This window comes from Actinomycetospora sp., from assembly GCF_036497585.1.
Taxonomy (GTDB): Bacteria; Actinomycetota; Actinomycetes; order Mycobacteriales; family Pseudonocardiaceae; genus Actinomycetospora.
This window is the reverse complement of record NZ_DASXJD010000165.1, coordinates 22887-39738: the sequence shown is the minus strand read 5'-3', so window position 1 is coordinate 39738 and position 16852 is coordinate 22887. Positions and strand designations below refer to the sequence as shown.

Below are 16852 nucleotides of genomic sequence, written 5' to 3'. Positions count from 1 at the left end.
CGTCCCGCACGTCTCGGGGACGTGGCGCGATCTCACCGACAACGTCAACTACATGGCCTCGAACCTCACCGGCCAGGTGCGCAACATCGCCCAGGTGACGACGGCGGTGGCCCGCGGCGACCTGAGCCAGAAGATCACCGTCGATGCGCGCGGGGAGATCCTCGAGCTCAAGGACACCGTCAACACCATGGTCGACCAGCTGTCCTCGTTCGCCGACGAGGTCACGCGCGTGGCCCGCGAGGTCGGCACCGAGGGCAAGCTCGGCGGCCAGGCCCAGGTCCGGGGCGTGGCGGGCACCTGGCGCGACCTGACCGAGAGCGTGAACCAGCTCGCTTCGACGCTGACCACCCAGCTGCGGGCGATCGCGGAGGTCTCGACCGCCGTCACCCGCGGGGACCTCACGCAACGGATCGGGGTGCGGGCGCAGGGCGAGGTGGCGCAGCTCAAGGACACCCTGAACCTCATGATCGCGACCCTGCTCGACACCACCAACGCCAACGCCGAGCAGGGGTGGCTGGACTCGAACCTCGCCCGGATCGGCGGGCTGCTGCAGGGCCAGCACGACCTCTCCGACGTCGCGCAGATGATCCTGCGGGAGGTCGTGCCGCTGACCGACGCGCAGATCGGCGCGTTCTTCCTCGCGGAGTTCCCCGAGGGAGAGGCCGACAGCACCGAGCCCGTCGGGTGGCGGCTCTCGGCGGGCTACGGCCTGAGCGGGCCGCTGCTCGGGCTCGACCCGCCCGCCGAGTTCGGCGCGCAGGAGGGGCTGGTCGGGCAGGTCGGCACGACCAAGCAGACCGTCGTCGTCCGGGACATCGCCCCGGACCTGCTGACGATCCGATCCGGGCTGGGGGACATCGCGCCGGTCGAGGTGATCCTGCTCCCGGTCACCTTCGAGGGTGAGTCCCACGGCGTCATCGAGCTCGGGTCGCTCATGCCGTTCTCCGACCTGCACCGCACCTTCCTCGAGCGGCTGGTCGGCGCCATCGGCGTCACGGTGAAGACCATCCGGGCCAGCCGGCGCACCGAGTCCCTGCTGTCCGAGTCCCAGCGGCTCACCCTCGAGCTGCAGGAGCAGTCCGCCGAGCTGCAGCGCACCAACGCCGAGCTCGAGGAGAAGGCGGAGCTCCTCTCGGACCGCAACCGCAAGATCGAGATCAAGAACCTGGAGATCGACGCCGCGCGGCGCGGGGTCGAGGAGAAGGCCCAGCAGCTCGCGCTGGCCAGCCAGTACAAGTCGGACTTCCTGGCCAACATGAGCCATGAGCTGCGCAACCCGCTGAACTCGTTGCTGCTGCTGTCCCGGATGCTCGCCGACAACCCCGACCGCAACCTCACCGGGAAGCAGATCGAGTTCGCCACCACCATCCACGATGCCGGGTCCGACCTGCTCGACCTGATCAACGACATCCTCGACCTGTCGAAGATCGAGGCCGGCCGGGTGGACGTGTACCCCACCCCGGTGGACCTCGACGGGGTGCCCGAGTACCTCGACACGGTGTTCCGGGCGCAGGCCGAGGAGAAGGGGCTCGAGCTGAGACTGCAGGTCCTACCGCAGACGACGTCGATCGTGACCGATCTGCAGCGCCTGCGGCAGATCCTGCGCAACCTGCTCGCGAACGCGGTCAAGTTCACCAGCACCGGTTCGGTCGAGCTGCTGATCGAGCCCGCGGAGCCCGGGTCGGGCTACGAGGAGGCCGGGCTGGTCGGGGTGTCGGACGTGGTCCGGTTCGTGGTCCGGGACACCGGCATCGGCATCGCCCGCGAGAAGCTCGAGATGATCTTCGAGGCGTTCCAGCAGGCGGACGGCACCACGAGCCGGCGCTTCGGGGGGACCGGACTCGGGCTCTCGATCAGCCGGGAGCTGGCCCGGTTGCTCGGCGGGGTGATCACCGTGTCGTCCCGGGTCGGGTCGGGGTCGACCTTCACGCTCTACCTGCCGGCGATCGTTCCCGACGCCGTCACTCTGCCGCCGGAACCGGTCGAGGTCGCCGAACCGGACGTGGACGACGTCGTGGTCGCACCCCAGATTCCCATCATCCGCCCGGCCGCCGCCGCGCCCGCCGGACCGGCGGCCGCGCTGCTGCGCGAGGTCACCGTCCTGATCGTCGACGACGATGTCCGCAACGTCTTCGCGCTCACCAGTGCCCTCGAACGCCACGGCTTGGTCGTGCTCTACGCGGACAACGGCACCGACGGCATCACGCTGCTCACCGAGCATCCCGAGGTCCGGATCGTCCTGATGGACGCGATGATGCCGGAGCTGGACGGCTACGAGACCACGCGTCGGATGCGCGCGGTCCCGGCGGGCTCCCAGGTTCCGATCCTGTTCCTCACCGCGAAGGCCATGCCCGAGGACCGGCACACCAGCCTCGCCTCGGGGGCCAGCGACTACATCACCAAGCCGGTCGACCTCGACGAGCTGCTCGCGACGATGGCGTCGTGGCTCTCGGGGGACCGGGTGACCCCGGGGACGGGCGAGGAGAGGGAGGCCCGATGAGGTCGGTGCGCAGGCCCCGGGTGCTCGCGGTCGACGACCGGCGGGAGAACCTCGTCGCGCTCGAGGCGATCCTCGAGGGCCTGCCGGTCGACGTCGACGCGGTGACCGGCGGCGAGGACGCCCTCAAACGGCTGATGACCGAGGAGTACGCGCTCATCGTCCTCGACGCGCACATGCCGGGGATGAGCGGCTTCGAGACGGCCGAGCACATCAAGAAGCGCGAGAAGACCCGCCACATCCCGATCCTCTTCGTGACCGCCGCGGACAGCGACGCCGAGTCCGCCCTGCGCGGCTACCGGGCGGGCGCGGTCGACTACATCGTCAAGCCGATCGCCCCCTGGGAGCTGCGCTCCAAGGTCGAGGTGTTCGCCGATCTCTGGGTCTTCCAGGCCGAGCTGGGGCAACAGGCGAGCCGGTGCCGCGCCCTGCTCTCGGCCATCGGCGACGCCGTGGGGGCGCTCGAGGGACCTATCGTCGACACCGAGCGGGCGGTCACGCGCCTACGGTCGGCCCTGGACGAGGCCTCGCCGACGCTGCGGGCGGCCCGCTGACGGAGCCGGCGCGGCGCAGGGCCGCCCCCACCTCCTCGATCGCCGCCGCGTGCCCGCCCTCGGCGCACAACGGCGAGACGAGGATCTGCTCCGCCCCGGCCGCGGCGTACTCGGCGAACCGCGCCACGACGTCGTCGGCCGTCCCGTGGGGCACGCACGCGTCCAAGATGCGGTCCATGTCCTGCCCGTAGATCCGCTCCAGGGTCCCGACGGCGAGGGTGCGCGCCTCCGCGCGCGACGCCGCGACCGCCGACCAGGCCAGCAGGCCGCCGGTGACGGGCGGCCGGCGCTGCTCGGCGGCGACGTCGTTCGCGAGCCGCAGGCCGCGCCGCACCCGGTCCGGGCTGCACAGGTAGGGCATCCAGACCTCGCCGGCCCGCCCGGCCCGGCGCATCGACGCCTCCGAGCGCCCGCCGACCCAGATCGGCACCGGTCCCACGGGCAGCGGGTCGAGCCGGGTGGGCTCGCCCTCGACGGTCACCGTCTCCCCCGCCAGGTAGGCCCGCACCGTGGGCAGCGCCTCGTCGGTCCGCCGTCCGCGGGCGCCCACCGGCACCCCGCACGCGGCGAACTCCGCGGGGTTCTCCCCGCCGACCCCCACCCCGAGCTCGAATCGTCCGCCCGAGACCCGGTCCAACGTCGCGGCCATCTTCGCCGCGAGCACCGCCGGGTAGAGCGGCAGCAGCGTCACCGCGGACACCAGCCGGACCCGCGAGGTCGCCGTGGCCGCCGCCGCCAGCGTCACGAAGGCGTTCGAGGTGGGGCTGCCGAAGAGCACGTGCTCACCGGCGGCCACGAGGTCGAACCCGAGCTCCTCGGCGCGGGCCGCCAGCGCCGGGATCTCCGCGGCGTCCGCGGTGCCCGGCAGCATGAGCCCTATCCTCACCCCTCGACGCTCCGTCCAGGGGTCGAGCTCCGCTCCGCTGCGTCTCCCGCCCGAGCGAGCACCGCCGCCGCCATCCGCAGGTGCACGTCGTCGACCATCTCGCCGTTGACCACCCCGACCCCGGCCCGGCCGGCCTCGACGACGTCGCGGGCGTGGGCGATCTCCTCGTCCGAGGGCGTGAACACCTCGTGGGCGAGCGTGACCTGGGCGGGGTGGATACAGATCTTGCCGTCGTACCCGAGGTCGCGGCCCTCGGCGGCGTCGGCGCGGAAGGACTCGGCGTCCCGCACGGTCACCACGGCCTGGTCCAGCGCGCCGACCCCGCCCAGGCGGGCGGCGAGCAGGACCTCGGAGCGCGCGAACAGCACCTCGCGGCTCGACGGGGTCCGGCGCCCGCCGACCGAGGCGATGAAGTCCTCGGCGCCGAAGTAGCCCGCGAGCACATCGGTCTCCGCGAGCAGCTCCCGCGCCCCCGCGACGCCCCGCGCCGTCTCGATGCCCACGACGACCTCTCGCTCGCCGAGCCGCTCCCGCAGGTCCCGCAGCTGCGCCGGCTCCTCGTACTTGGGCAGCACCACGCCCGCGCGGGTGCCGGCGACGGCCTCGACGTCGTCGTCGAACCAGGGCGTGCCGGGCGGGTTGACGCGGATCAGGACCAGGGCTCCGTCGTCGGGGAGATCCTCCACCGCCGCGACCGCCGTCCGGCGCGCCTCGTCCTTGTCGCCCGGGGCCACCGCGTCCTCGAGGTCGACGGCGATCGCGTCCGGCGACGACCGCGGCGCCTTCGCGATCATGTCCGCGCGGCCACCCGGGACGAACAGCAGGGAGCGGGGGACGGTCACGACGCTGGCCGCCGGTGCATGAGGCCCGTGCGCCGGGTGGTGCAGACGACGTCGTTGCGCTGGTTGTGCGCCCGGTGCGCGAACACGACGATGCCCGCGTCCGGCCGGGAGCGCGACGCCCGCGCCTGGACGACCTCGGTCTCGACCCGGACGGTGTCGCCGTGGAAGACCGGCGACGGGAACACCGTGTCGGTCATGCCCAGCTGGGCCACGATCGTCCCCAGCGTCAGCTCCGGCACGCTCAGCCCGACCACGAGCGCGAGGGTGAACATGCTGTTGACCAGGGGCCTTCCGAACTCGGTGCGCGATGCGTAGTCGTGGTCGAGGTGCAGCGGCGCCGGGTTCATCGTCATCGTCGTGAACAGCACGTTGTCGGTCTCGGTGACCGTGCGCCGGGTCGCGTGCTCGACCACGAGGCCCTCGGTGAGGTCCTCGAACCACAGTCCGCTCATGCGCGGACCGCCGCGGCCACGACGTCCAGCGACGACGGGTCCTCCAGCGCGCTGGTGTCGCTGCGGGCCTCGCCGTGCAGGAGGACCTCGCGCATCAGCCGGCGCATGATCTTCCCGGTCCGCGTCTTCGGCATCGCGGCCGTGACGATCACCCGGTCCGGGCGCGCGATGCCGCCGATGGTGTCCGCGACCAGCTTCTTCACCTCGTCGGGCACCCCGTCCGCCGAGCCGGCGGAGACCGTCACGAACGCCACCGGCACCGTCCCCTTTGTCTCGTCGGGCACCCCGACGACGGCGGCCTCCATCACCCGGGGGTGCGATCCCACCACGGCCTCGATCTCCATCGTCGAGAGCCGGTGCGCGGCGACGTTGATGACGTCGTCGGCGCGCCCGAGCACCCACAGGTGCCCGTCGTGGTCGACGACGGCCTCGTCGTTGGTGGCGTAGCGGCCGGGGAAGCGGGAGAAGTAGGTCGAGAGGTAGCGGTCGTGGTCGTCCCAGACGGTGCGGGCGAGCGTCGGGAACGGCCGGGTCATGACGAGGTTGCCCTTGACGCCCGCCGGCACCGGGTGGCCGTCGTCGTCGACGACCTCGCAGGCGTGCCCCGGCAGCGTGGTGCCCGCGGAGCCGGCCTTGAGGTCGTCCACCCCGGCGACGGGATAGGTCCAGGTGGAGCCGGTCTCGGTCTGGCCGTAGGCGTTGACGACGGGGACCCCGAGGGTGTCGGTGGCCCATGCGAACGTCTCGCCGTCGAGGGGTTCGCCCTGCACCGTGATCAGGGCGAGGTGGGGGAGGGGATGGTCGTGGGCCAGCTGGTCACCGAACTTGCGCAGCATCCGCAGCACCGTCGGCGCGCACAGCACCTTCGTGATCCCGTGCTTCTCGCACACGTCGTAGAACCGCGACGGCCGCGGCGTGTCCAGCGCCCCCTCGTAGCAGGCGATCGTCGCGCCGTTCGCCAGCCCGCCGATGACGGCCTGGATCGGGAACGTCAGCCACCCGACGTCGGCGGCCACCCAGTAGGCGTCGTCGGCGGTCAGCGCCGCCTGCCAGTGCGCGTTCGCCCAGGTCCCGAGCAGGAACCCGCCGACCGAGTGCACCACGCCCTTGGGGCGCGACTCGGTGCCGCTGGTGAAGATGAGGAAGGCCGGTTCGTTGGGGTCGAGCGGGACGACCTCGCTGCCCTCGGGGTGGGCGTCGACCAGCTCGCCGTAGGAGGTCTCGCCCTCGGTGAGCGCGACGCCGTTGCCGGTGCGGTCGACGACGACGGTGTGGTGCACCGTCGGCGTGTCCAGCCGCGCCGCCCGCAGGGTCTCCAGCAGCGGCACCGGTTTCCCGCGGCGGTAGATCGCGTCGGCCACCACGACGACGCTCGCGCGCGCCGCCGCCAGCCGGGACGCCACGGCGTCGCGCCCGAACCCGGAGAAGAGCACGGTGTAGATCGCGCCGATCCGGTTGCAGGCGTGGATGGCGGTGAACGCCTCGACGAGGTTGGGCATGTAGATCGCGACGACGTCCCCCTTCCCGACGCCGAGCGCCGTCAGCCCCGCGCCGAGGCGCGACACCTCCTCGGCGAGCCGGGCGTAGGTCAGGGTCCTGCTGTCGCCGGGCTCGCCCTCCCACACGACGGCGGGCCGGTCGGCCGTCGCGGGCTCCTCGGCCCAGCGGTCGACGCAGTTGTCGGCGACGTTGATCAGGCCGCCGTCGAAGTAGCGGAAGTCGCCGAGCTCGCCGGTGCGCACCGTGTCGTAGGGCCGCAGCCAGCGGTGCTGGTCGGCGACCCAGGCCCAGTAGTCGTCGGGGTCGCGGTCGTGCAGCGCGCGGGCGTGCGCGATCTCGTCGGCGTAGCGGGCCGAGCGGTGCTCGGCGGCCAGCGGGACCAGCGGCGCCGAGATCAGGGCGCCGAGGGTGTCGCGATCATCCATGATCGAGTTCCTTTGACGGCGGTTCTCAGGGGTGGCTTCTAGACGGGGCTGACGAGGTGGTGACGGCGGGGCGCGGCGCGGGTCCAGCGCTCGGCGTGGCGCAGGCGGACGGCGAGCTCGGCGCGCAGCTCCTCGCCCGGCACCACGGTGTCGACGACGAGCTCGGAGGTCATCCGCAGCAGGTTGATCTCGGAGCGGTGCTCCTCGACGCGGGCGGCGACGAAGGCGGCGCGCTCGTCGTCGTCGGCGATGTCGGCGATCTTGCGGGCGTACACCGCGTTGACCGAGGCCTCCGGGCCCATGGCGCCGATGAACGCGCTCGGCAGGGCGATGGTCGCGCGGGGCTCGAACCCGGGCGCGCACATCGCGTAGAAGCCCGCCGCGTAGGCCTTGCGCAGGATCACGGAGAACTTGGGGACCTCGGCCGACGCCATCGCGGCGATGAGCTTCGCGCCGTGGCGGATGATCCCCTGGCGCTCGACCGCGACGCCGACCATGAAGCCGGGGACGTCCTGGAGGAAGACCAGCGGGATGTTGAAGGCGTCGCACCAGGAGACGAACCGGGCGGCCTTGTCGGCGGAGTCGACGTGGATGGCGCCGGACCTCGTGTCCGGCTGGTTCGCGACGATGCCGACGACGCGGCCTTCCAACCGGGCCAGCCCGACGACGATCTCCGGCGCCCAGTCCGGCTTGACCTCGAAGAACGTCCCGGCGTCGACGAGCCGGTCGATGACCTCGACGACGTCGTAGCCGGTCACCGGGTCGTCGGGGATGACACCGGTCCAGTCGGTCTGCTCGGGTTCCACGGGCTCGACGACGGCGGGACGCGCGGTCCAGTCGTCGGGGAGGTAGGAGAACAGCAGGCGGGCCGCCGCGACGGCCTGCCAGTCGTGGGCGAACACCGCGTCGCCGCACCCGGAGACCTCGGCGTGCATGCGGGCGCCGCCCATCTCCTCCTCGGACGTCCGCTCGCCGGTGACCTTCTCGGCCACGCGGGGGCTCGCGAGGAACATCGACGCGCGGCCCTCGACCATCCCGACCCAGTCGGTGAACGCCGGCATGTACGCGCCGCCGGCCGCGGACGGTCCGTGGAGACAGCAGATCTGGGGGACGCGGCCGGAGAGCGCGACCTGGAGCCGGAAGATCGCGCTGGCACCCCGGCGCCCCGGGAAGAAGCCCATCTGCTCGGTGAGCCGCCCGCCCGCGGAGTCGACGAGGTAGAAGACCGGGAGCAGGTCCCGGTCCGCGCGCTCGAGGATGCGGACCTGCTTCTCGCAGGTCAGCTCGCCCCAGGAGCCGGCCTTCACCCCGAAGTCGTGGGCGATGACCGCGACCGGACGGCCCTCCACCGTCCCGACGCCCGTGACGACGCCGTCGGCGGGCAGCGACCCGGCGAGCAGCCCGTCCTCGATGAAGCTGCCCGCGTCGAGCAGCACGGCGAGGCGCTCCCGGGCGGTGAGCGTGCCCGGGTAGCGGCCGGTGTCACCGCCGGCCCGCGCGCGCTCGGCGGCCCGCAGGATGTCGTCCGCCGAGGGAGGTACCGGCGCCCCAGGGGGGCTGGGCGCCGGTACCTCCCTCGCCGGACGGACCCCGTTGGCGGTGTCCGTCACGGGAGCAGCCGCTTCGAGAGGATCTCGAGCTGGATCTCGTCGGTGCCGCCGCCGATGCGCAGGATCCGGACGTCGCGCTGATGCCGCACGATCGGCGTCTCCTCGAGGTAGCCCGCCCCGCCGAAGAGCTGGAGCGCCTCGTCGACGATCCAGGCGGCGGCCTTCGCGGCGAAGTACTTGGCGGCGGCGACGGAGCGCCCGGCCTCGGGATGGTCGCGGTCGAGGCGGTCGGCGGCCTGGTAGGTCAGCGTGCGGGCGGCGTCGAGCTCGACCTCCATCGCGGCGATGCGGTGCCGGATGGTCTGCAGGTGGGTGAGCGGCGCGCCCGCGACCTCGCGGTCCCGCACGTAGGCGGTGACCGAGGCGATGGCCTCCGCGGCGTGGCCGAGGCCCATCGCGGCGAGCACGACGCGCTCGAGCTGGAACGCGGCCATGATCTGGTAGAAGCCGTGGTCGCGGCCGCCGAGCACCGCGTCGTCGGGCACGGTGACCCCGTCGAGGACCACCTCGCGGGTGTCCGAGGAGTGCCAGCCCATCTTCTGCAGCGGGGCGCCGAGCTGCAGGCCCGGTGTGTCGGCGGGGACGACGAAGGTCGTGATGCCGCGGTGTCCGGCGTCGGGGGAGGTCTTGGCGCCGACGACGACGACGTCGGCCAGCCCGGCGTTGGTGATGAACATCTTGCGGCCGTCGATCACCCAGCCGTCGTCGGTGTGCCGGGCCCTCGTGGTGATGCCCGCGACGTCGGAGCCCGCGCCCGGCTCGGTGACCGCGATGGCGGCGATCGCCGTGCCGGCGGCGACGGCGGGCGCCCAGTGCTGCTGCTGCTCGGGCGTGCCGTAGCGGACCAGGTGCGGCCCGGCCATGTAGGCGCTGACCAGGGCGCTCACCGCGATGCCGCCGCAGGCGCGGGAGAGCTCCTCGGCGAGGATCGTCACCGCGGTGCACTCGCCGCCGTCGCCGGCGGATCCGCCCAGGTCCGGGGGAGTGAGCAGGCCGAGGAGCCCGGCGTCGCCCATCTCCTTCCACAGCCGTTCCGGTGGGCGCCCGGATCGCTCGGCCTCGTCGACCACCGGACGGACGCGCTGGTCGGTGAAGGCCCGGACGCTGGCCCGGAAGTCCTCGTGCGCCTCGTCGAGCTCGAAGGCCATGCAGCGCTCCTCGTTCACGGGATCGACCGACCGGTCGGACGAACGTAGGCTGTGTCACAGTCGGGCGTCAACACGCTCGGGTGGACGGGAGGGGCAGCAGGGGATGGCAGCGCGCGATGCGGGCACGGCGACCGGGAGCCGGGCCGAGGAGCAGCGCGGCCGCATCCTCGCCGCCGCCGTCGAGGTGTTCAGTCGCCGCGGCTACCGGGCTGCCTCGATGAACGACATCGCCGACGGGGTCGGCCTGTCCAAGCCCGCGCTCTACCACTACGTGCGCACCAAGCAGGACCTGCTCGTGCGGGTCTACGAGGACGTGCTCGACGAGAGCCTGGCCGGCGCCCGCGCGATCGTCGCGGCCGCGTCGTCACCGCGGGAGGCGGTGCGCGGGCTGATCGTCGAGCGGGTCGCGTACACGTGCGAGCACCAGGACCTGCTCAAGATCTGCTTCGAGGAGGAGTCGGAGCTGCCGCCCGACCTCGCCGAACCCATCCTGGAGCGCCGTCGGGCCTACGAGGCGGTGGTGCTCGAGGCGGTCCTCGCGCACCTCGAGGCGACCGCCGGCGAGCTGCCGATGGCGCCGAAGGCGTTCGTCAACACCTGCCTCGGCGCCGCCAACTGGGTCTACAAGTGGTACGACCCGTCAGGCGCGCTGACGCCCCGCGAGCTGGGGGAGCAGGTCGCGGCGGTGCTGCTGCCGGCGCTGGGGTGAACGGCGGCGGTCGCCCGTCCTTCTTCGGCCATCGCCAGGATCTGCTGTGCGACGCGCTCGGCGAGGCCGCTGGTGTCGAAACGGTGGCCGAACCGCAGGTGCGCGGCGAGCTCCCGGGACAGGAGCTCGCCGACGGCGTCCGGGAGGACGCGGCGCGCCGCGGCGGTCGCACGACGCACCGCGGCGAGGTCATTCCCACCGGCCGCGCTCACGGACGCACCACCGGCAGAGCCATGACCTCGCGGATCACGCGCTGCAGCAGCCCCGACGCATCGCCCACGCGGCCGAGTTCGGCGTGCGCGGCGAGCTCACGGGCGAGCATCTCGCCGATCGCGTCCGGGAAGGCGCGGGTGGCGTGGTCGGCGGCCGCACGGAAGCGGTGGGCCACCAGCTGGACCTGCTCCCGGGAGCAGTCGACCGACCCCCGTCCCTGCTCGGTGCCGCCCCGCGCCGGTGTTGTCATCGTCGTGTCCATCGGTGCCCCCCGGTCGTGTCTTCGCTCATCCCGTCCCGCCGTCCACCCTGCTCCCGACCGTTGCGGCTCCGTTTCGGCACGCAGAGCACGCGGCGCCCTGCTCGAACCTGCGTCGGCGGGCCTCTATCACCCGATCAGAAGCAGTGGTGGGTTGCTCTGTGTACTGGATCGCGGGAAGGGCGCGCGGCATCATGGCGGCCATGGGCCTCGCGGTCCGGCTGGTGGGCACGTTGCAGGCGCTCCACGGTGTCCCTCCCGCCGTGGTCGAGATCGGCAGCGCGAAGGAGCGGCGGCTGCTCGCTGCGCTGCGTCCGCAGACGGCGACGCCGGACCGGCTGGCCGACGCGTTGTGGCCCACGGAGCCCCCGCGACGGCCCGCCGCCGGTGTCGCGACGCTGGTGAGCCGGCTCCGGACTCGGCTGGGACCGGACGTCGTGCTCGGGGACCACCGCGGGTACCGGTTGGCCGCGCCACCATCGGTCGTCGTCGACCTGGACGAGGCCGAGGCGCTGCTCGGCGAGGCGGGCCGCCGGTCAGGGGAGGGTGCTCCGGGCCTGGCCGGGGCCGCCGCGGAACGCGCCCGCGCGCTCCTCGAGGGCGAGGACGTGCTCCTCGGGGAGTCGGATGCGCCCTGGGTGGGGGAGACGCGCGACCGGTGGCGGGAGCTGTGCCGGGCGGCTGCGCATCGGGTGGCCGAGGCGGCACTGGGGGTGGGCGACCCGGCGAGGGCCCTCGCCGCGGCGGGTGCGGCGATCGGGATCGACCCCTACGACGAGGCCGCGCTGCGACTGCTGATGGCGGCCGAGCAGGCGGCCGGCCGGCCCGCGCGGGCGGTGTCGGTCTACCTCGAGCTGCGCGCACGCCTGGCCGACGAGCTCGGGATCGAGCCCGCACCGGCGACGCGCGCGGCCTATCTCGCGGTGCTGCGCGAGCGTCCGACCACGTCGCGGCGGGCGCCGACGGCACCGGCACGGGCGCTCGTGGGGCGGGACGACGAGACGGCGCTGCTGGACCGGTCCTGGGATCGGGCCTGCGGCGGCAGGGCCGGCCTCGTCCTCGCCGTCGGCGAGGCCGGGATCGGGAAGACACGCCTGCTGGCACGCCTGATCGACACCGCCGAGGCGACCGGGGCCCGGGTCGCCAGCAGCCGCTGTCACGCCGCGGAACGCTCGTTGTTCCTCCAGCCCGCGGTCGATGCCCTCGGCGGCATGCTGGCCTCCCTGCCGGTCGAGGAGCTGCGGGGGGCGGCGCAGCACCACGCCCGGGTCCTGGCCTGGCTGTTGCCCGAGCTCGCCGACCAGCTGGGCGCCGAGGAGCCGGACGGGAGGGCGCCCGACGCCCGTCGGGTCTTCGAGGCGGTCGGCGCCCTCCTGCGCTCGCTGACCGCCCAGCGCCCGCTGCTGCTCGTCCTCGACGATCTGCACAACGCCGGCCTCGCCACTGTGGAGCTGCTGAGCTACCTGGCTCGACGGGTCGGCCGGGCCCACCTGCTCGTCGCGGGCGGCGTCCGGCTCGAGGAAGGGGCGGCCGCCCTCGAGGCTCTCGACGACGCCGCACACCGGATCGATCTCGGCCCGCTGAGTCCCGACGCCGTCGCCGAGCTCGCCCGGCGCGCCGGGCACGAGCAGCACGCGGAGGAGATCCAGCGGCGGACCCGCGGTCACTCCCTGTTCGTCGTCGAGATCCTGCGGGGACTGCGCGCCGGCCGGCAGGGAGTGCCGACGTCGCTCCAGGCCGCCGTCACGGCCCGGGTGAGCAGTGTCGGCCCCGACGTCGACGAGCTCCTCCGGGCGGGCGCCGTCCTGGGCGCGTCCGTGGACCCCGAGGTGGTGGCGCGGCTGATCGCCGTGGACCCGGTGGAGGCCGTGCGCCGGTGCGAGCGTGCCGCTGCGGCCCGGCTGCTGATCCCCGTCGACGGGATCTACGAGTTCGCCAACGACCTGCTCCACGAGGTCCTCTACGCCACGACCCCGGCGCCCGTGCGGCGGACCCATCACCGCCGGGCCGCCGACGTGCTGTCGGCGACCCCGGAGGCCGTCGGCGCCCACGCCGCCGCGGTGAAGGACTGGCCCCGCGCCGCGCGGGCCCTGCTCCTCGCCGGCACCACGGCTGGCCGACGCGGCGCCGTCGGGGACGCCGAGACCCTGCTCGACCAGGCACTGGACGCCGCGCGCCGTGCCGGTGAGGCCGAGCTGGTCGGGCGCGTCCTCATCGCGCGGGCGCGCGCCCGTGAGTGCCTCGAGACGTTCGACGGGGCCTGGGACGACCTGCGGTCGGCGGTCACGGCGGCTCGGGAGGCCGGCGACCGCCGGCTGGAGATGGCCGCACTGCGCCAGCTGGGCGGCGACGTGCCGATGGCACTCGGTCGCGCCGTCGCCGAGAGCACCGCGCGGCTGCGCGAGAGCCTGCGGCTCGCCGAGCGTCTCGGCGACCGACGGGCGGAGGCCGACGTCCGTGCCCGGCTCGCGGTGGTGGCCACCCACCGCCTGGCGTTCACCGAGGCGCTCGACGAGGGTGCCCGAGCCGTCGACGCCGGCCGTGGCGCCGGGGAGGACGGAGCTCTCGTGATCGGGCTGGACGGGCTCAAGACGGCGCTCGCCTACCTGGGGCACGTCGACGACCTCGCGTCGGTGGTGGCGGAGATGGAGCCGCTGGTCCGGCGCGCCGACGATCGGTGGTACCTGCACTGGACGGTCTTCGAGAGCGCGTTCGTCGAGGTGGCCGCCGGCCGCTTCGAGGACGCCCGGGCCCGCATCGACGAGGCCGTCCGCGCCAACCGCCGCAGCGGCTATCCCGGGCACGAGGCCTGGTTCGTCGCCCACCTGGGATGGGTGGCGCGGCTGCAGGGCCGGCCCGACGAGGCGATCGAGCACGGCCGCCGGGCCGTCGCGCTCACCGGCGACGCCGGGCACCGCTGGTGGTACCCCACCGCGCAGGCCCTCCTGGCGAGCTCGCTGCTGGAAGCGGGCCACGTCGCCGAGGCGCGCTCCATTGCGGCCGGCGCCCTCGCCCTGCTGGGCCCGGACGCGGTGGCGGCCTGTCGCGTCCGCTGCCTGGCGGTGATGGCCGAGGCCGACAGTCTCGGTGGCCCCGACGAGGCGCCTGCGGCACTCGTCGAGGCCGACCGGATGCTCCGGGGCGTCGTCGCTCCTCCTGGCTCTGCGTGGCTGCTCGGCGCGGACGCCTACCTCTCGGTGGCACGGGCGTGGCGTGCTCTGGGCCGCTGCACCGAGGCCGGGTACGCGGTGGCACCACTGGCGACCGCGGCCGCCCGGCACGGCTGGTCCCCCCTGTCGGCCGCCGTGGGCGAGCTGGGCGTCGGGGTGCCGGATCGCCACGCCGCGAGCGTGGCGCAATGAGCGCGCAACGTCCCCGCGGACCCTGGCCGTCGACCACCAGGACGACACCCCGGGAGCGGACATGATCGACCAGGACGACTGATGAGCTTCGTGGGCAAGGCCGTCGGGGACCTCGGCGCCACGATGGCGGCCGGCGGGATCGTCGTGGGCCACCGGCTGGGCCTCTACCGCGCCCTCGCGGAGGGGGCGGCGTCGCCGGACACCCTCGCGGAGCGCACCGGGACCACCACCCGCTACGTCGCCGAGTGGCTCGCCCAGCAGGCCGCCGGCGGGTACGTCGAGTACGACGCCGCCACCGGCGAGTTCTCGCTGACCGAGGAGCAGGCGTTCGCGCTGACCGATCCCGACGGGCCGCTGTACCTCCCCGGCGCGTTCGTGCTCGCGCTCGGCGCGCTCCGCGCGGAGCCCCGGGTGAGCGCGGTGTTCCGCTCCGGCGAGGGACTCGGCTGGCACGAGCACGACGAGGACGTCTTCCTCGGGTGCGAGTGCTTCTTCCGCCCCGGGTACCGGGCGCACCTCGTCGACGAGTGGCTGCCCACGCTGGACGGCGTCGTCGAGAAGCTGCAGGCGGGGTCGAGGGTCGCGGACGTGGGGTGCGGGCACGGCGCGTCGACGGTCCTGATGGCGCAGGCCTTCCCGAACTCCACGTTCGTGGGGTCCGACTACCACGAGGCATCGGTCGAGCTCGCGAGGAAGCGTGCGGCGGACGCCGGCGTGGCCGGTCAGACCTCGTTCGAGACCAGCTCGGCCCAGACGTTCGGTGGGGAGGGCTACGACCTCGTGACCACGTTCGACTGCATCCACGACATGGGCGACCCGGTCGGGGCGGCCCGGCACATCCGCGAGTCGCTCTCGCCGGAGGGCACCTGGCTCATGGTGGAACCCCTCGCGGGCGACACCCTCGCCGAGAACCTCAACCCGCTCGGGCGGGCCTACTACGGCTTCTCCACCTTCATCTGCGTCGGTGCGGGACGGTCCCAGGCGGGCGGGTACAGCCTCGGTGCCCAGGCCGGGCCCGCCGCCCTGCGACAGGTCGCCACGGACGCGGGGTTCACCCGCTTCCGGCCTGTGGCGGACACACCGCTCAACACGGTCTACGAAGTACGGCCGTAACGAGGACGGCCCGGGCCGGGCCGGGCCGCCGATCTGCTCACCGAGCTGCTGGGGTGACCGAGGTCGGGTCCGGAACCGCCGTCGAGCAGGACAGGAGCTGACCGCCTCCCTCTCTATCGTGGTCCTCACCAGCAGGAACACGGAGGACACTGTGAACGTGACCGACACCCCGACCGTCGACCTCGACTCCCTCACCGGCGAGCGCCGCGACCTCGTCGAGACCCTGCGGGCCCACCGCGGATTCCTCCGGCAGACGCTGCAGGGCCTCGACCAGGAGCAGGCCACCCGCCGCACCACCGTCTCGGTGCTCAACCTCGCCGGCCTGGTCAAGCACGTGTCCGACACCGAGGCGGGGTGGCTCCGGTTCGCGAAGGAGGGCACCGAGGCGATGTCGGCCGCGAGCTGGGACGACGTCGACTGGGACGACCCGGTGATCAAGGAGCGGCTGGCCGCCGGCGACATCCGGCACGACGAGTTCAACCTGGTCGGCGACGAGACCCTGGACTCGGTGCTCGCGCGCTACGCCGCGGTGGCCGCGGAGACCGACGCGTTCGTCGTGGACGCCGACCTCGACGTCTCCCACCCGCTGCCGGAGGCGCCGTGGTTCGAGCCGGGCGCCTCGCGGTCGGTGCGCCGGGTGCTGCTGCACGTCATCGCCGAGACCGCCCAGCACGCCGGCCACGCCGACATGCTCCGCGAGCACCTCGACGGCGCGAGGACCATGGGCTGAGGCATTCGGGGCGGGTCCTACTGCGACGGCGCGGTCGTCGCCGCGCGGGTGGTGACCCGACGGCGGAGCTCGCCGGTGTCACGGGCGTCGAAGCCCTGGTGGCCGAGCCAGGACGCGACGGCCTCGCGGTCGGGGTGACCGACCGGCACGACGTTGTAGACGTAGTTCAGCGAGCGCGCGGCGGCCTCCTCGCCGAGCCGGTCCATGGCCCAGGCGCCCACGCCCCGGCCGCGGAAGGCCGGGACGACCGCGACGAGCACCTCGGCGTCACCCCAGGTGTCGTCCAGCCGGCCGAAGCCCGCGATCTCGCCCGTCGTCGTCTCCACCCGCCACCAGGCGTCGCCGAGGGCGTCGCCCTCGGCGGGGGTGCCGAGGCCGTGGACGGTGGGTCCGGCGGGGGAGAAGGCCGCCGCCTTGTCCGCGTCCCACAGCGGCGTGGGCTCCTCGGTCCAGGTCAGCTCGGGTCGGCCCTCGGTCACCGTCGGCCCCTCCTCGGTCGGTGGACAGCCAGGGAATGTCTACGCCTCTTCCCTGCGTCGTCATAGTCTCGTA

At 73.8% G+C, this 16852-nt stretch carries 14 protein-coding genes; 6 read left to right on the top strand and 8 right to left on the bottom strand.

Annotated features, from left to right (window positions below; genetic code table 11):
* Both VGH76_RS16255 and VGH76_RS16250 read left to right on the top strand, forming a co-directional pair.
* A partial coding sequence (locus VGH76_RS16255) for an ATP-binding protein (protein ID WP_331557737.1) occupies positions 1-2500 on the top strand: 2500 nt, incomplete at its 5' end.
* Positions 2497-3051 (top strand): response regulator, encoded by a 555-nt coding sequence (locus VGH76_RS16250; protein WP_331557736.1) that lies wholly within the window; start codon positions 2497-2499, stop codon positions 3049-3051. The genes VGH76_RS16255 and VGH76_RS16250, both read left to right, overlap by 4 nt.
* On the opposite strand, the gene VGH76_RS16245 is transcribed toward VGH76_RS16250, so the two are convergent.
* The 6 genes from VGH76_RS16245 to VGH76_RS16220 are packed head-to-tail and all read right to left on the bottom strand — an operon-like array spanning position 2993 to position 9914.
* On the bottom strand, positions 2993-3922 hold the full coding sequence (locus VGH76_RS16245) for an LLM class flavin-dependent oxidoreductase (RefSeq protein ID WP_331557735.1): 930 nt from the start codon (positions 3920-3922) through the stop codon (positions 2993-2995). The two genes, VGH76_RS16250 and VGH76_RS16245, sit on opposite strands and share 59 nt — an antisense overlap.
* Positions 3923-3933: 11 nt before the next feature.
* Positions 3934-4779, bottom strand: a complete 846-nt coding sequence (locus VGH76_RS16240) for a CoA ester lyase (RefSeq protein WP_331557734.1) — start codon at positions 4777-4779, stop codon at positions 3934-3936.
* On the bottom strand, positions 4776-5231 hold the full coding sequence (locus tag VGH76_RS16235) for a MaoC family dehydratase (RefSeq protein WP_331557733.1): 456 nt from the start codon (positions 5229-5231) through the stop codon (positions 4776-4778). The genes VGH76_RS16240 and VGH76_RS16235 overlap by 4 nt, the downstream gene beginning before the upstream one ends.
* Positions 5228-7156, bottom strand: a complete 1929-nt coding sequence (locus VGH76_RS16230; protein ID WP_331557732.1) for an AMP-binding protein — start codon at positions 7154-7156, stop codon at positions 5228-5230. Before VGH76_RS16230 ends, VGH76_RS16235 begins: the two co-directional genes overlap by 4 nt.
* A gap of 38 nt (positions 7157-7194) precedes the next feature.
* Complete coding sequence (locus VGH76_RS16225) at positions 7195-8766, bottom strand: acyl-CoA carboxylase subunit beta (RefSeq protein ID WP_331557731.1); 1572 nt, start codon at positions 8764-8766, stop codon at positions 7195-7197.
* Positions 8763-9914, bottom strand: coding sequence for an acyl-CoA dehydrogenase family protein (locus VGH76_RS16220; protein WP_331557730.1), 1152 nt, complete (start codon positions 9912-9914; stop codon positions 8763-8765). The genes VGH76_RS16225 and VGH76_RS16220 overlap by 4 nt, the downstream gene beginning before the upstream one ends.
* A gap of 103 nt (positions 9915-10017) precedes the next feature.
* Here VGH76_RS16220 and VGH76_RS16215 point away from each other — a divergent pair, with 103 nt between their 5' ends.
* On the top strand, positions 10018-10623 hold the full coding sequence (locus tag VGH76_RS16215; RefSeq protein ID WP_331557729.1) for a TetR/AcrR family transcriptional regulator: 606 nt from the start codon (positions 10018-10020) through the stop codon (positions 10621-10623).
* Between the two features lie 208 nt (positions 10624-10831).
* On the opposite strand, the gene VGH76_RS16210 is transcribed toward VGH76_RS16215, so the two are convergent.
* The gene (locus VGH76_RS16210) at positions 10832-11086 is read right to left on the bottom strand and encodes a hypothetical protein (protein WP_331557728.1); all 255 of its coding nucleotides are present in this window, start codon (positions 11084-11086) and stop codon (positions 10832-10834) included.
* Positions 11087-11298: 212 nt separating this feature from the next.
* Between VGH76_RS16210 and VGH76_RS16205 the strand changes: the two genes are divergently transcribed.
* From VGH76_RS16205 to VGH76_RS16195, 3 genes are all read left to right on the top strand, one after another.
* Positions 11299-14457 (top strand): ATP-binding protein, encoded by a 3159-nt coding sequence (locus tag VGH76_RS16205; RefSeq protein WP_331557727.1) that lies wholly within the window; start codon positions 11299-11301, stop codon positions 14455-14457.
* An 81-nt stretch (positions 14458-14538) separates the two neighbouring features.
* Entirely contained in the window at positions 14539-15570 is a 1032-nt protein-coding gene (locus tag VGH76_RS16200; protein ID WP_331557726.1) for a class I SAM-dependent methyltransferase, read from the top strand.
* A 157-nt stretch (positions 15571-15727) separates the two neighbouring features.
* Complete coding sequence (locus VGH76_RS16195; protein ID WP_331557725.1) at positions 15728-16300, top strand: DinB family protein; 573 nt, start codon at positions 15728-15730, stop codon at positions 16298-16300.
* Between the two features lie 17 nt (positions 16301-16317).
* Here the strand turns inward: VGH76_RS16195 and VGH76_RS16190 are convergent, their stop codons facing one another.
* Entirely contained in the window at positions 16318-16779 is a 462-nt protein-coding gene (locus tag VGH76_RS16190; protein WP_331557724.1) for a GNAT family N-acetyltransferase, read from the bottom strand.
* Positions 16780-16852 lie beyond the last annotated feature (73 nt).